Origin of the sequence: Clostridium sp., from assembly GCF_032552055.1 — a bacterium.
Classification (GTDB): Bacteria; Bacillota; Clostridia; order Clostridiales; family Clostridiaceae; genus Clostridium.
Map to the genome: position 1 here is coordinate 1 of NZ_JAWGSV010000057.1, position 14,921 is coordinate 14,921.

Annotated in this window: 13 protein-coding genes; 12 read left to right on the top strand and 1 reads right to left on the bottom strand. The window is 28.7% G+C overall.

Going from position 1 to position 14,921, the window contains the following annotated elements; all coding sequences use genetic code 11:
* Nucleotides 1-48: 48 nt before the first annotated feature.
* Genes E6248_RS06010 through E6248_RS06020 form a run of 3 tightly spaced genes read left to right on the top strand, consistent with a single transcriptional unit; the run spans nucleotide 49 to nucleotide 2,860 of the window.
* The gene (locus E6248_RS06010; protein ID WP_316339909.1) at nucleotides 49-1,050 is read left to right on the top strand and encodes a CotS family spore coat protein; all 1,002 of its coding nucleotides are present in this window, start codon (nucleotides 49-51) and stop codon (nucleotides 1,048-1,050) included.
* Between the two features lie 4 nt (nucleotides 1,051-1,054).
* Entirely contained in the window at nucleotides 1,055-1,801 is a 747-nt protein-coding gene (locus tag E6248_RS06015) for a hypothetical protein (RefSeq protein WP_316339910.1), read from the top strand.
* A gap of 12 nt (nucleotides 1,802-1,813) precedes the next feature.
* The gene (locus E6248_RS06020; protein ID WP_316339911.1) at nucleotides 1,814-2,860 is read left to right on the top strand and encodes a CotS family spore coat protein; all 1,047 of its coding nucleotides are present in this window, start codon (nucleotides 1,814-1,816) and stop codon (nucleotides 2,858-2,860) included.
* Between the two features lie 349 nt (nucleotides 2,861-3,209).
* Here the strand turns inward: E6248_RS06020 and E6248_RS06025 are convergent, their stop codons facing one another.
* Entirely contained in the window at nucleotides 3,210-4,325 is a 1,116-nt protein-coding gene (locus E6248_RS06025) for a glycosyltransferase family 1 protein (protein ID WP_316339912.1), read from the bottom strand.
* 105 nt (nucleotides 4,326-4,430) lie between these two features.
* Between E6248_RS06025 and E6248_RS06030 the strand changes: the two genes are divergently transcribed.
* The 9 genes from E6248_RS06030 (at nucleotide 4,431) to E6248_RS06070 (ending at nucleotide 14,625) form a co-directional block, all read left to right on the top strand.
* Entirely contained in the window at nucleotides 4,431-5,432 is a 1,002-nt protein-coding gene (locus E6248_RS06030; RefSeq protein ID WP_316339913.1) for a CotS family spore coat protein, read from the top strand.
* Between the two features lie 139 nt (nucleotides 5,433-5,571).
* Nucleotides 5,572-6,456: a sporulation peptidase YabG gene (gene yabG, locus E6248_RS06035; RefSeq protein WP_316339914.1), complete on the top strand. Its 885-nt coding sequence runs from the start codon at nucleotides 5,572-5,574 to the stop codon at nucleotides 6,454-6,456.
* A 183-nt stretch (nucleotides 6,457-6,639) separates the two neighbouring features.
* Nucleotides 6,640-6,876, top strand: a complete 237-nt coding sequence (locus E6248_RS06040; protein ID WP_136008004.1) for a Veg family protein — start codon at nucleotides 6,640-6,642, stop codon at nucleotides 6,874-6,876.
* 389 nt (nucleotides 6,877-7,265) lie between these two features.
* Nucleotides 7,266-8,849 (top strand): SPOCS domain-containing protein, encoded by a 1,584-nt coding sequence (locus E6248_RS06045; RefSeq protein WP_316339915.1) that lies wholly within the window; start codon nucleotides 7,266-7,268, stop codon nucleotides 8,847-8,849.
* Nucleotides 8,850-8,966: 117 nt separating this feature from the next.
* Nucleotides 8,967-9,803 carry a cyanophycinase gene (locus E6248_RS06050; RefSeq protein ID WP_316339916.1) on the top strand — a complete coding sequence of 279 codons (837 nt, stop codon included), beginning with the start codon at nucleotides 8,967-8,969 and terminating at the stop codon, nucleotides 9,801-9,803.
* The gene (gene cphA, locus E6248_RS06055) at nucleotides 9,784-12,408 is read left to right on the top strand and encodes a cyanophycin synthetase (protein ID WP_316339917.1); all 2,625 of its coding nucleotides are present in this window, start codon (nucleotides 9,784-9,786) and stop codon (nucleotides 12,406-12,408) included. Before E6248_RS06050 ends, cphA begins: the two co-directional genes overlap by 20 nt.
* Nucleotides 12,409-12,517: 109 nt before the next feature.
* Nucleotides 12,518-13,360, top strand: coding sequence for a 4-(cytidine 5'-diphospho)-2-C-methyl-D-erythritol kinase (gene ispE, locus E6248_RS06060; protein WP_316339918.1), 843 nt, complete (start codon nucleotides 12,518-12,520; stop codon nucleotides 13,358-13,360).
* Nucleotides 13,361-13,417: 57 nt separating this feature from the next.
* On the top strand, nucleotides 13,418-14,098 hold the full coding sequence (gene spoIIR / locus E6248_RS06065; RefSeq protein WP_316339919.1) for a stage II sporulation protein R: 681 nt from the start codon (nucleotides 13,418-13,420) through the stop codon (nucleotides 14,096-14,098).
* A gap of 110 nt (nucleotides 14,099-14,208) precedes the next feature.
* Nucleotides 14,209-14,625 (top strand): DUF1934 domain-containing protein, encoded by a 417-nt coding sequence (locus E6248_RS06070; RefSeq protein ID WP_316339920.1) that lies wholly within the window; start codon nucleotides 14,209-14,211, stop codon nucleotides 14,623-14,625.
* The last annotated feature ends 296 nt before the right edge of the window (nucleotides 14,626-14,921 follow it).

Sequence of the window (14,921 nt, forward strand, 5' to 3'; positions counted from 1 at the left end):
ATATTAGAAATCATATAATGCAATAGAATAAATCTTAAGGAGAATTTAATGGAGATTTCATATATAAAAAATGAAATTCAAGATAAGTATCTTTTAGAAATAGAAAGTATAGAAAAAGTTAAAAATAGTTATAAGATTTCAACTAAGGGTGAGGAGTATGGTATTAAAGTTATTAAATATCAAAAACCTCATTTTTATTTTATTTTTTCTGCAATAAATCACTTAATAAATAGGGGTTTCAATAAGATTCCAGAGATAATAAAGACAAAAGATAATGAAGGGTATATTAGGATTGGTAATAATTATGCTTATTTAAATAAATGGATAGAGGCAAGAAATAGTAACTATAATGACATAGATGATTTAAGGCTTGTATCTAGAACCTTAGCAGAACTACATAATTGTAGTGAAGGATTTACTTTAGATGAAAATATGAATCCTAGAATAGCTTGGTTTTCTTGGATTAAAGTCTTTGAAACTAGGTGTGAAGAAATATTAGATTTTAGGAAAAGGATATATCAAAAGGCATATAAATCAGATTTTGATAAAATATATTTAGCAGAGATAGATAAAGAGATAAATAGAGGGAGAAAAGCTATAGAAAGCTTATTATCTAATAATTATTTTGGAGTTATGGAAAAGAAGGTCTTTAAAAGAGGTTTTTGTCATCATGATTTTGCCTATCATAATGTTCTAATAAATAGCAAAGGAGAGGCAAATATTATAGATTTTGATTATTGTATTTTAGACTCTAATATACATGATGTAGCATCATTATTAATTAGGACTATGAAGGATGGAAAGTGGAATAGAAAGAGAGCAGAGTATATTATAGATAATTATTCAGAATGTCACTATTTAAATAAAGAGGAATTTAGACTGATGAAGGGATTCATTATGTTTCCACAGGGGTTTTGGCAAATTGGGCTTCAATATTACTGGGAGCAACAACCTTGGGGTGAAGAATTTCTTATGAATAGACTCAATAAGTATCTAAGAGATAGGGAAGAAAGAGAAGATTTCTTGGAAGACTTTTTTAATGAGAGGTGAAGTTATGGATAATGCTAGGTTAGTATCCTTCTTAGAGAAGAGAGGGATATATGTTTTAAATGAAAAATTTATAGCGCCTAAGGAGGATGATAATATTCTAAATCAAATTGATAATATTATCTCATTTCAGAAATGTATTGGAAAGTATAAGGAGAATTTATACCCTAGAATAGGATCGGTAATAGGTAAAGAGATAAATAGCTTTAATTCACAGTTAAGATTAATATCTAGTTATTATAAGAAAGTGGAAAAAAGAGAAGAGCTTAATACTATTGATTTCTATTTTATAAGAAGGGCAGAAGCTTTAATAGATAAGGGAAGAAAAACTTTAGATCATTTATATGCCTGTAATTATAAAAAGCTTATAGAGGATAGTATGAAGAATTATGAGGTGTGCTTATCTAGGGTAGATGAAAAAAATTTATATGTAAGTGAAGATGGGAAGATAATAGTTAAAACCATAAGATATTTATCATATAACCTAAAGGAACATGATATTTACTCTTATATAAAAAAAATAAAAAGAAGAGAAAAAGATATTAATTGTGAGGATATTATTAATTATTATGTTGAAAAACTAGAATTAGATAAAGATAATAAGGAGTACTTGAGAGCACTATCTTCTTACCCTTGTGAGGAACTTAGGATATTAGAAAAGTATATTTTAGGTAAATTAAATGAGAGAGATGATAAGATTATTAACAGTCTTGAGAAGGCGAGAAAGTATGATAGTAATGGTCTAACGATGTAGGAGGGTTACAATTTGAGTAAGTATAAATATATAGATAGAGATATATTATGCAAATATGATTTTAGTGAGGAATTCTTAAAGACATTAGATTTTGAAATAGAAGATATAATACCATTAAGAAAGGTTTTTATTTTGTTAACTAATAAAGGTAAAAAAATATTAAAACTAATAGATACGTCTTCAAATAGGATTAATTTCATTAATACTGCCCTAGAATACTTATCTTTAGGATATGAGGATATATTAAGTTACTATAAAAATGATAAAGGAGATATTGTATTTGAATCACTAGATAATAGGTATGTAGTTTTAAATATGATAGAAGGAAGGGAAGCAGCATTTAGCAATCCAGTTGAAATAGAGCTTTGTACAAAAGCCTTAGCTAATATGCATAACGCTTCTAGGGGGATATTTAATAGGTTGACTTCTGATATAGTTCAAGGGAATGTAGGTGACTATCTACCTAATTATTTTAATAATGCTAAGGAGGACTTAATTAGTATTAAGGACTATATAATGAGGTTTAGATATAAGAATGAATTTGATAATATATTTTTAGATAATGTAGATAAATTTATTGAAGAAATAAAAAGAGCTATAGAGCTACTGGCTATGTGTAATTATAATAGCCTTCTTGAAGATTTTAATAAAAGGGTATTATGTCATAACGATTTAGCTCATCATAATTTTATTATTGATGGAGTTGGGGTAAGAATAATCGATTTTGACTATTGCAAAATAGACACTAGATCTGTTGATATAGCTAACTTTGCATTAAAGGTTATAAAAAATAGTTATTATGATGTAGACACCTTTAAATTAATAATTAATTCCTATAATGAAGTTCAGAAATTAAATAAGGATGAAATAAAATTAATTTACTCTATTTTAAGTTATCCTAGAGATTTCATAACTATATCAAGGGATTATTATTATAAACAAAAGAATTGGGATTATGAAGTATTTTTAAGTAGGTTAAATGATAAAATAAATAATGAAGAATATAGAAGAAGATTTATAGAAGAATTTATAATAGACATGAATGAATATTTTTATTAAATTGTGTAGGACTATGTAACATATTATGCTAAGTCTCCGTCGCAAGCTCCAAGTCGACCTACGCATAATATGTTACAAAGTCCAAGACAAATACAATTTTATTGAGGTAGGCCGACTAAAGGAAGAAATTCAGGCGAGCTGAATTTCAAGAATTAAGGAGTTTTTCATGGAAAAACTTAAAACTAAATTAGTGCGAAGCGCTCTTTATTTAAAACTCCGGAAGGAGTTTTTTTATTAATTTTTCATTTTTTTGCTTTGCAAAAAGAGCATTCTCTGAAATTGTTGGAGTTAATATCATGTATTTTATAAATACTATTTTGATATTAACTCCAGAAAAGGGATGCTCTTATTATTTAATAATTTCATTATAAGATTTTAAAGTAGAGAAGGCTGTATTATTCCATGAATAATGGGCGCTTTGAATAAGGCCTTTAACAATCATACTTTTTCTAAGTTCATTATCAATTAGAACTGTTTCTATGGATTTAGATAACTCTTCTATATCGTATGGATTTATTAATAGGGCAGAATCATTGCATATCTCAGGAAGAGAAGTGATGTTAGAGGCTATAACTGGTGTACCACAAGCCATTGCTTCTAAAGGTGGCAAACCAAAGCCTTCATAAAATGATGGATATGCTAATAGTTTAGCAGCATTATAAAAAATAGGTAATTTCTCTAAAGGAATAAAGTCTGTAAAAATAACATCATCTTCTATGTGTAATTCAACAGCTCTTTTTTTATAGGCTTCATAAGATATTCCCTTCTTACCTGTAATAACTAACTTAAGGCTTTTTTTTAAGTTGTTTAATAAAAGAGAAAAGGCTTCGATTAAGCCTAAAATATTTTTTCTTGGACTAAATCCACCAACGTAAAGTATAAAATCATCCTTAATTTTATAGTCTTCTTCTATTATTTTTTTGCACTGATACTTATTTAGTGGCTTATATATATCCTCTGCAGCAAGATGAGTAACGAAAATCTTATCTTTTGGGAAGTTAAATTCTTTGGCTATATCTTGCTTTGAAAACTCAGATACTGTTAATATTCCATCTGAATTATTAATGATGTCAGGAAGTTCATTGTTAAAGATGTTTAAATATCTATCACTAACAGTTTCTGGCATTCTCAGTGGGATTATATCATGCAAAGTAATAGCTTTGTGACAATTTATATTAGTATTTAGACCAACCCCGTTTTGTGGGACATGGTAAATATCTATATTTTTATCATTTAAAATATTAGGAACTTTCACCTCATCCCAAAAATTTATTTCAGCTGTGGCCTCAACTAATTCAACACTAAAATTATCACTTAAATCTAGAGCTGAATTTTCAGGTAAAAAAACTAGGTAGTCATTATTCTTATCTACTTTGCTTATACTATTAATAAGTTGGTAAGTATAAGTGCCGATACCAGTTCCTCTATACCATTTGGCAGCCCTGCCATCTATGCTTATCTTCATGATTTAATCCTTTCTCATTGTTTTTAATTTATTATATTAAAGATAGGAATAAAATGTTAATAAAAGAATAAATATAGTCATATAAATATAAAGGGGGTGATGGTTATGATGAGAGAATTTGAAATAGAAAGACAATTTGATATTAAAATTGAAACTCTAAAAGCCAATAAAGGAGTTTATCATTTAAAGACGAACAAGGGAGAAAAATGTTTAAAAAAGATTAATTATGGACCTCAAAAGCTATTATTTGTTTATGGAGCAAAAGAGCACTTAATTAACAATGGATTTAATGCTGTTGATAAGTACTTTTTAAATATAGAGGGGGAACCATATGCCCTAGTTAATGAGGATCTCTATACACTATCTGAATGGATAGAAGGTAGAGAGTGTGATTTTCATAACATAGATGAGGTGAAAATAGCAGCAAGGACTTTAGCAATGTTACATGAAGCGTCTAAGGGATACGATCCTCCTGAAAATTCTAAATTGAAAAGTGACTTAGGTAGATGGACCCATCTTATGAGTAAAAGGATTAAGTCTTTTGATAAGATGAGAGATATGGTAAGGAAAAGGAGTAATAAAAATGAATTTGACCTGCTATATTTAAAATCAATGGAATTTTATAAGGATATAGGAAGAAAAGCTTTAAAGACATTAGAATCCTCTGAGTATATTAGGTTGTGTGATATAGCTCAAAATGATAAGAGCTTTTGTCATCATGATTTTACTTATCACAATATAATTTTAGATGAAGAAAACAAGTGTCATGTTATTGATTTTGACTATTGTAAAAGAGAAGTTAGAACATTTGATATATCAAATTTTATGATCAAGGTTTTAAAGAGGGTAAATTGGGATATTAACTTTGCAAATGCTATTATTTCTTCTTATAATGAGGTTTCACCATTGTTAGATATTGAATATAAGGTATTATATGCTTATTTACAATTTCCTCAAAGATATTGGAGACTTGCTAATAGATATTATTACAATGAAGTGAACTGGGGTCAAAATACCTTTGGTAGTAAGATTGAATCAATAATAAATGAACAAGAGGATATGTTAAAATTTTTAGAGGGATTCAAAAATGAGTATCAGGTGGAATAAAGAGTTGTTAATGAATTTAAGACTGTTTTTTAACAGTCTTTTTTCAATTAATTAAGGATAATTAAAAAGAATAAATTTAGTGTACAAATAAAGAAATTTCGACATATTATAGTACATAATAATTATTTGTGGAGTAAACATGAAGATAGGAGATTTGGTAGTTAGAAAATCTTACAATAAGGATATCACTTTTAAAATAATCGATGTAAAAGAAGAGGATGGTAAGGAAATATATATATTGAAAGGTATAAGCATAAGGATAATAGCAGACTCTAGGGATGAAGATTTAGAGTTAGTAGATGAAGAATATGAAGGCGATAAGGAAAAAATATTAAATAGAAGAGTAGAAGCTGCAATTAAGAAAGCTGTATCTATGAGAGGTGAAGGTGGAACTGTGAAGCCCTTAAATAATCTATATAGGGGCAAGCAGAGCAAAAGTCAAAGTAATAAAGAGTTGATATTTGGAAGACCAGGTAAGATACTTCATATTGATGGTGATAGCGACTATTTGGAGACTTGTCTTAAGGTGTATAAACAGCTCTCATTAGAAGCTGTAGGAAAGGCTGTACCGGAGAAAAAACAACAAGAGGTCATTGTAGATTTAGTAAAAGAAGTAAAACCAGATATAGTAGTTCTTACAGGTCATGATAGTGTTGTTAGAACTACTAATGATTTTTTAAACTTAGAAAACTATAGGAATTCAAAATATTATATAGAGGCTGTGAAAGCTTTAAGGAATTATAATTCAAGTTATGATGAGTTAGTTATATTTGCTGGGGCTTGTCAAAGCTGCTATGAATGTATGTTAGATGCTGGGGCTAACTTTGCAAGTTCCCCAAATAGGGTATTGATACATTGCTTAGACCCAGTCTTAGTATGCGAAAAGATTGCTTATACTAGAATTGATAAGGTGGTATCTATAACTGAAGTTATAGATAATACTATTACAGGTATAAAGGGTATCGGAGGATTACAAACTAGGGGTAAGTATAGAGAAGGATATCCGAGGTCTCCTTATATATAAATATTGAAATAAAATAAGTGAATAAAAATTTTTAAATAAGGGATAATAATAATGAAGAAAAAAGAATAAAAATAGGTAAAAGTTTACATTGACAAGTTCTTTTAAAGGTGGTAAAATAATAATTTTTACTTGACAATAAGTGGGTTTGGGTGTATAATTATAATTAAGAAAGAAGGTGTTTATGTGGAAAATGTAAAGACTATCGCGTCTATAAAGAGACATATTGAAAACCATATAGGAGAAAAGGTGACTTTAAAGGCAAACGGTGGAAGAAAGAAGATCCTAGTAAACAACGGAATAATTGAAAGTGCACATCCAAGCATTTTTGTGGTGAGATTAGATAACGATATTCCTAGAACAGTAACGTATAGCTATTCTGATGTGTTAACTAATACGGTGCAACTATATTTTGCTATGTAAGAATAGAGCTCAAAAAATAGAGCTCTATTTTTTCGTAAAATAATAAATTATATTTTTGCGCAAAAAAAAAGAAAGATGGTGGGTTTCCATCTTTCAACTATGGTATAAAAGGGTATTGAGAATTTATGAGAGGTTATATGGTCAATAACCATATTTATAATACGACATATTTTAATAAGTGTCAACAATTTATTTTAAAAATTTAAATAAAACAGTTAAAAATCTGTTTTAATTCGACATATATAGATAGAATCCTTTACATTTTTTAATTGTAGCAAATAAATTGAAGAAAAATATTTGTTATATTTTTGAAACAATAATCTAATCTATGAATAAATATATATAGTTGGAAATATATTTATTAATAGGTATCCTATGGGAGGGGTTATATGTCAGATATAGATGTAATAAGAGAAACCATTAATTATGAAGAATTACTTAGAGAAGGAGAAACAAATCACGTCTTAAAAGGAGAACATTTAATAAGGGATTCACAATATCCTGATATTAAAGATGTGTTAGGTGCAGATGTAAAAGCTACTATTACTAGTAAGGAAGTACTTGGCGATAAAATTATGGTGGAAGGAAAAATTGAATATATAGTATTTTATGTATCTAAAGAAGAGCCTGTTGAAGATTCTCCATACAACAAGGTGCATGCTGTAATATTCAATGATAAATTTGCAAATTATATTGAGCTTAATAATGATGAACATAATATAGTATGCAATGTTGAATGCGACATAGAACATATTGAAGCAGATTTGCTAAATGAAAGAAAAGTTGGAATAAGCGGCATTCTAATTTTAAGATGGGGAATTTATAAAAATGGAGAATTCGAATACGTAAAGGACATTGATGGGGCTGAAGATATACAAGTTCAAAAAGAAGAGGAGCCTATTAATAAACTTAAAGGTGAAAAAGATTTAGATTTAATAGGTAAATCAAGATTGAAGGCTTCAATAGACAGAAGTGAGATAGACGAAGTTTTAAAATGCGATATGAATCTTCATAAAAAGGAAATTAAAGTTGTTGATGGCAAAGTGTATGTAGGATGTTATTGTAGGATTTCATTACTTTATAAGGGTAAGAATAATAGAGAACTAGAATCTTTAGTAGATGATGTTTACCTTTCAAAGGAAGAAGAAATTCCTGGGATTAGTGGTGAAATGTTCACAGACATGGATTTAAAAGTTTATGATCAACAATACAGCGTTAATTTAGATGATGTTGGAGAAAGTAGAGTTGTAGAAATTGAATTTATTGTTAAAGGAAAAGTAAAGATTTATTCAAAGGAAAAGGTGGAAATATTAAAGGATGCCTATTCACCTACAATGAATATTGATCTAGAAAGTGGAAAAACAGAATTTGCATTAATTCATACTATGGCTAACTCCGAGGTAATGGCAAAAGATACTTTAGAACTTAAAAATAGAGAAGATAGAGTTGAAGAAGTTATTTTTGTTACAGGTAGACCTATGATAAAAGAAAAGGTTGTAGAAGATGAACGAGTTAGGTTAGAGGGAGTAGTAAAGACTTATGTACTTTATAAGCTAGCAAGTGAAGAATTGGATTATGGGATTTTAGTTGATAATGTTCCATTCTCTACAGTAGTAGATGTAAAAGGTTTAAGAAAGGATATGAAGGTTGTTGCAAAGGCTAGCCTAGAAAATATTGATGCTAGTGTTGAAGGTAACGCAATATCCATTAAAGCTAATGTCAATATATCTTTAAAGGCATATTATAGAGTAAACAAGGATTATATAAAAGAAGTAATGAAGGGAAATAGTGAAGTTAAGGATAAACAAGCTTCAATTATTATTTACATTGTAAGTGATGGAGATACCCTTTGGAAGTTAGCTAAGAGATATAAGACTACTGTTAGTGAACTAGAGAGATTAAATGAATTAGAAGATACGAATAATGTTAAAGCAGGAGATAAGTTAATAATACCTGGAAGAGCAACGTTTTAAGAAGTAGAGCTGACTATTAGTCAGCTCTTTTTTTATTTCAATTTATATAGGTATAAACTTTGAATAAGATTTACTTGGTATGGATAAAATAAGAAATGCATGATAAGAGGTGAAAATATGTCGGAAAAAATCAAGGGAGATCTAATAATAATTGGAGGAGCTGAAGATAAAGAAGGAGACAAAGAGATATTAAAAAAAGTATGTAATTCAATTAATAAAGATAGAGATTTAATATTAATAGCAACTATAGCTACAGAGTATCCAGAAGAGGCTTTTAAAAAATATACTAAGATTTTTGAAGGCTTAGGAGTTAAAAATATAAAAGGATTAAATATTAAGGAAAGATCTGATTCTGAAGAAGAGAAAAATATAGACCTTATTAGAGATGCTGGATTAATATTTTTTACTGGAGGTGATCAACTAAGAATAACTAGTTTGTTAGGTGGTACCAATATTTATGATGCTATAAAAGAAGCAAGTTTAAATGGTTGTACTATTGTTGGAACTTCTGCAGGTGCATCTGTTATGAGCGACACTATGATTGTTAAGGGGGAAGATGATGAGTCTCCTAGAAAGTGTACATTAAAAATGGCGCCTGGACTTGGGTTAGTTGAAGGGGTTATGATTGATCAACATTTTGCTCAAAGAGGAAGAGTTGGAAGGCTTCTTACAGGTATTGCTCAGAATCCAGAAGTAGTTGGAGTTGGTATAGATGAAGATACTGCCTTAGTAGTTAGAGATAATGGAGATGCTCAAGTAGTGGGGAATGGAGCTGTTTATATTTTAGATGCTAGAAATATAACTTATAGTAACGTGTCAGAGCAAAATTCTGATGAGGTATTAAGTATGTTTAATGTCAATTTACATGTATTAAAAGAAGGAGATAAATTTAATCTTCTAAGTAAGTTACCTTTTGAGGAGGATAAAAGTAAAGATGAAAATAGTGAAGACTAAAGTCTTTGAAGGAAAAAGTATATATTCGCATAAGACCTGCATCAGGTTAGATGTTGATTTAGAAGGGTATTGTGAAATACCAAGTAAAGATATTGAAGATTTTAATTTTAACTTAGTAAATATGATTCCTGAGCTTAGAACGCATAGGTGTGGTATAGATGAAGATGAAGGATTTGTTAAAAGGCTTAAGGAGGGTACTTATTTAGCGCATATATGTGAACATATAATAATAGCAATACAAAATAATCTTGGGATAGATGTGCATTTTGGAAAAGCTAGAGAAATCAAAGATGATCATTACTATATAATTTTTCAATATCAATATGAAAATACTGCTATTGAATGCTCTAAGTTTTCAATAGATATAATAAATTCATTAATAAATAAGAATCCTATTAATTATGATGATAGGTTCGATTTGCTTAAAGAAGTACTAAAAGAAGAGATGCTTGGACCTAGTACTAAGGCTATATGTGATTATGCTAAATCTATAGGTTTACCAGTTGTTAAATTTGGAAGAGGGGAATTTCATCAAATAGGATATGGAAAAAGGGCAAAAATAATTGAAGCATCAATTAGCCCAAATACAAAATGTGTTTCAGTAGATATGGCCTCTGACAAATTACTTACAAAGGAATTATTGAAATCTCAAAATATTCCTGTGGCAGAAGGCAGTAAAATACGAAATATTATTAATTTACTAAAAGAAGCTGAAGATATTGGATATCCAGTTGTTATAAAGCCTCAATATGGTAACAAGGGAAATGGTGTAGTTCTTAATATAAAAAATGAGATGGAACTATTAACTGCTTATAGAAAGCTTAAAGTAAATTTTAAGGATTTAATAATAGAGAAATATCACAATGGTAAGGATTTTAGAGTTTGTGTGATTAATAAAAAAGTAGTTGCAGTTGCTCTTAGAAAGCCACCTTATGTAGAAGGTAATGGCAAGGATAATATATTAGAATTGATGGATAATTTAAATGATAATCCATTAAGAGGGGATGATCATGAAAAACCGTTAACTAAGGTGAAGTTAGATGAAGAAGTATTAGGTTCATTAAAGGATCAAGGGAAAGCTTTAATGGATGTTCTTGAAAAAGGGGAAAAAATATATTTAAGAAAGAATGCTAATTTATCTACGGGGGGAGAAGCTGTAGATTATACAGATAAGATATGTGATGAAAATATTGATATATGCATAAGAGTTGCTAAGATTCTTGATTTGGATATTTGTGGTATAGATATTTGTACTAATGATATATCAAAACCTCTAATAGATAATGGAATAGTAATGGAAGTTAATGCGGCACCTGGACTTAGAATGCACTTAAACCCAAGTATGGGGAAATCAATAGATTTAGGTAAAGAAATAGTCAGTATGATATATAATGATGAGCCGTCGAATATACCTGTAATTTCGGTAACAGGTACTAATGGAAAAACAACAACAACAAGGCTTATTAGCCATACATTATCAAAGATGGGTTACTGTGTAGGAATGACAAGTAGTAGCGGAGTTTTTGTTGATGATGAATGTATAGATAAAGGTGATGATACAGGATTTAAGAGTGCAAGAACAGTTCTATTAAATCCTGATGTTGATATTGCTGTTTTAGAGACTGCTAGAGGTGGGTTAATAAGGAATGGATTAGCATATGACTTAGCGGATGTAGCTGTTATAACTAATATTAGAGAGGATCATTTAGGTATTGATGGAGTTAAATCTATGGAAGATCTCTGCCATGTTAAATCTTTAGTAGGTGAAGCAGTGAAGGATGATGGTTATGTAGTAATAAATGCTGAAGATCATTGGAGTAAAAGTATCTTAAATAGGATAAAAGCTAAAAAGATATTTTTTACTACTAAAAATTTAGATGAAGTTATGGAAGAAAAAGACCTAAATAATATATATGTTTATATAAAAAATAAAAATATTATTATAGAGAATGAAGAGAAGAAATATTTACTATGTAAAATTGATGATATTCCAATTACCTTAAATGGGAATCTTGAATTTAATGTAGAGAATGTATTGGCTGCAACTGCAGCTTTAGTTGGAATGAAAATAGATTATTGTATGATTAAGAATGGCATTACATCATATCTATTGAACTCAGATAAGAATTCAGGAAGGTTTAACTGTTATGATGTTAATGGAGTTAATGTAATATTAGATTATGGTCATAATTCTGATGGATATAATGCTGTGTTATCCTCTTTGAAAAAAATAAACAATGGTAAAGTGTATGGAGTTGTTGGAATACCTGGAGATAGGGTAGATAATTCGGTTAAAGAAATAGGTGAGATTTCAGCTAAATATCTTGATTATATAATAATAAAAGAAGATAAGGATTTAAGAGGTAGAAATATAGGGGAAGTAGCGAAGCTTATTGAAAGTGGAATATTAAGTTGTAATAAGGATAAAAAATATGAAATAATACTAAAAGAAGAGGATGCTTTAATAAAAGCTTTAGCAATGGCTAAGTCTGGCGATAGTATAATTATATTCTTTGAAAAAATTGAAATATTGAAAACTGTTATTAGTGACTACATTAAGGAAAGAGAATTAATAGAGAAATATAAATTTGGTGCTATTAACTAAACTACAATCTGTTTTAGTTTACTATAATAATAAAAAAATATATAATTAAAATAAACTTCGGAGAATACTCTGAAGTTTATTTTAAAAGTTTTTTGAAAGGAATTTAATTATGAAGATTAAAGCATATGCTAAGGTTAACATATCTTTAGATGTAGTTGGGAAAAGAGAAGATGGATATCATTTGTTAGAGATGATAATGCAATCAATAGATTTATATGATGAGATTAAAATAGAAAAGACAAAATCAAATATTGTTATTAAATGCAATAAGCAATATGTTCCTACTGATGAAAGAAATTTAGCTTATAAAGCTGCAAAATTATTTATGGAAGAATATAATATTAATTCTGGTGTTGAAATAAATATAAAGAAAAATATACCTGTTTGTGCAGGACTTGCTGGAGGAAGTACTGATGGGGCTGCTGTTTTAAAGATATTAAATAAAATATTTAATATTAATGCTTCTGAAGAAGAGCTTATGAAACTAGGTTTGAGGCTGGGGGCAGATGTTCCTTATTGTATAAAGGGTGGTACAGCTTTATGCAAAGGTATAGGTGAAGATGTTACTGAGTTACATAGCTTTAAAGATAAAATTTTAGTTTTAGTTAAGCCGCCTTTTGGAGTTTCTACTAAGGGAGTTTATCAAGAGTTTAACTTAAGTAAGGTAAGAAGCCATCCAAATACGGAGCTTTTAATAAATGCTATTAAAGATGATGATTTAAAGTTAGTATGTAATAATATGAAAAACTTATTAGAAAATGTAACTTTAAAGAAACATAAAGTACTTATTAATATTAAAGAAGAAATGAAAGGTTTTGGAGCGGTTGGATCCATGATGAGTGGAAGTGGTCCTACGGTATTTGCTTTCTTTGATGATATGCTTAAAGCACAAAAATGTTTTGAAAAAATGAAAAATAAATATAATGATGTATTTATTACAAGAACAATTTAATTAATATGAATAAACCTCCATATTTTGGCAACAATTAAGTTGTAGGGAGGTTTTATTATGAAGAATAAGATATTAATAATTTTAAGTATGATTTTAATAATCCTTTTAAATGGTTGCACCAATTTAAAAGATGGACAAGATGTAAGTATTAATAATAATGAAAATGAAGAATTGATATATGAAGAAATTGTAGATAAGATAATAAGATTTCACGTAATAGCAAATAGTGATAGTGATGATGACCAAGCTTTGAAATTAAAAGTAAGAGATAGAGTTGTAGAGTTTATATCAGGAAAGTTAGAAAAAAGCGCATCTTTAGAAGAATCTAGAGAAATAATTTTAAATAATAAAGAAAAAATGGAATATATAGCTAGAGATGTTATAGAAGAAAATAATTACTCATATGGTGTGGTTAGTGATTTATCTAAAGAAAATTTTCCGGATAAAGTATATGGAGATGTTGTTTTCCCCCAAGGTGAATATGAAGCCTATAGAATTATAATAGGTGATGGTAGGGGTGCAAATTGGTGGTGTGTTATGTTTCCTCCTTTATGCTTTGTAGATGGTACTAAAGAAGTTGTTGACTCTAGTGAGATAAAGAAGCAAATAGTAGATGCGGAAGAGGAGCTTCCTAATGAAAATATTAAAGAAGAAAAAAATAAGGAAATTAAAGAGGGGAATGAAGATGAAAAAATAATTTTTAAATTTAAAATATTTGACTTTTTATTTAAAAAATAACCTTGATTAATTTCTATATTATAATTAAACTATATGATATATAAAATGATGAAGGGAGATGGTGCTTTCGCATAATTATCACTTTTGTGCGATAGTCCCAAGAGAGTAATATGAAGAAGAGTGCAATTATATCTTTAAAAAGCTATAACGATTTAGATGCTGATGATGTAATAGAAGTAGTAACTCCTGGAGAATTCATTGTAACTGATGATGGATTTAAAGCGATTTATGAAGAAACTGAGCTTTCTGGTATGGGTGGAACGACAACAACTCTAACGGTTATAGATGATTCTTTACTTCTTGAAAGAGAAGGAAATGTTAGCGCTAAGATGGACTTTAAAAAGGGTGAGACATCAATATCTCTATACAATACTCCTTATGGAGCGCTTGACTTACAGATACATACAGAGGATTTAAATGTAGATATAAATGAAGATGGAGGAGTTGTTACAGCTAAGTATTTAATGGAGTTAGCTGGACAGCCGCCGATAACAACTAAATTATCAGTTAATGTAAGGACAAATTAAATTTTGAAATCTTAGTAATAAAGTTACTAAGATTTTTTTGTTTGAATTATTAAGAAGATTACTATGTATGATGTTATAAAATTATATAAAAATTTTAAAAGGTTCTAATTATGCATATTTTATAATTATTAACAAATATAAGATTTTATAATTTGAATATTATAGATTTGTTATGGGAAGAATATAGAAAGTTTAAAGGGGGGCATAAATGTGAAAAATGTAGAAGGTTTAGATAAAGTATCAATAATAATAAATATTTTAGCGGTTTATCTAGGTGTAGAAGTGAAGGAAATAAA

Coding starts and splice junctions, on each gene's coding strand:
- E6248_RS06010 (WP_316339909.1), top strand. CDS start 49: ATGGAGATTTCATATATAAAAAATGAAATTCAAGATAAGTATCTTTTA.
- E6248_RS06015 (WP_316339910.1), top strand. CDS start 1,055: ATGGATAATGCTAGGTTAGTATCCTTCTTAGAGAAGAGAGGGATATAT.
- E6248_RS06025 (WP_316339912.1), bottom strand. CDS start 4,325: ATGAAGATAAGCATAGATGGCAGGGCTGCCAAATGGTATAGAGGAACT.
- E6248_RS06030 (WP_316339913.1), top strand. CDS start 4,431: ATGATGAGAGAATTTGAAATAGAAAGACAATTTGATATTAAAATTGAA.
- yabG (WP_316339914.1), top strand. CDS start 5,572: ATGAAGATAGGAGATTTGGTAGTTAGAAAATCTTACAATAAGGATATC.
- E6248_RS06045 (WP_316339915.1), top strand. CDS start 7,266: ATGTCAGATATAGATGTAATAAGAGAAACCATTAATTATGAAGAATTA.
- E6248_RS06050 (WP_316339916.1), top strand. CDS start 8,967: ATGTCGGAAAAAATCAAGGGAGATCTAATAATAATTGGAGGAGCTGAA.
- cphA (WP_316339917.1), top strand. CDS start 9,784: ATGAAAATAGTGAAGACTAAAGTCTTTGAAGGAAAAAGTATATATTCG.
- ispE (WP_316339918.1), top strand. CDS start 12,518: ATGAAGATTAAAGCATATGCTAAGGTTAACATATCTTTAGATGTAGTT.
- spoIIR (WP_316339919.1), top strand. CDS start 13,418: ATGAAGAATAAGATATTAATAATTTTAAGTATGATTTTAATAATCCTT.
- E6248_RS06070 (WP_316339920.1), top strand. CDS start 14,209: ATGAAGAAGAGTGCAATTATATCTTTAAAAAGCTATAACGATTTAGAT.